Source organism: Bartonella sp. AA86SXKL, assembly GCF_042196885.1.
The window spans coordinates 321-576 of record NZ_JBHIRE010000538.1 but is presented as its reverse complement, the minus strand read 5'-3'; the positions used below and the strand labels follow the sequence as shown (position 1 = coordinate 576).

The window sequence follows — 256 nt, the reverse complement described above, 5'->3', positions numbered from 1 at the left end:
AATTCTAAGGAGTTTCCTATGTCTACAGGAACAGTTAAGTGGTTTAACACAACTAAAGGTTTCGGGTTCATTCAGCCTAGTGATGGCAGTGCAGATGTCTTTGTACACATTTCCGCCGTTGAGCGTTCTGGTTTAAGCAATCTTAATGAAGGACAAAAAGTTTCTTATGATGTTCTTCAAGATCGTCGTTCTGGAAAATTTGCTGCTGGTAACCTTGCAACCCTTTGATTTTTAAGTTCTGCAACATTTTTTTAAA

The 256-nt window shown here is 37.9% G+C and carries 1 protein-coding gene; it reads left to right on the top strand.

Annotated features, from left to right (window positions below):
• The first annotated feature begins 18 nt into the window (after window positions 1-18).
• Entirely contained in the window at window positions 19-228 is a 210-nt protein-coding gene (locus ACFIO5_RS13155; RefSeq protein ID WP_011181004.1) for a cold-shock protein, read from the top strand.
• Window positions 229-256: the final 28 nt, after the last annotated feature.

Coding starts and splice junctions, on each gene's coding strand:
- ACFIO5_RS13155 (WP_011181004.1), top strand. CDS start 19: ATGTCTACAGGAACAGTTAAGTGGTTTAACACAACTAAAGGTTTCGGG.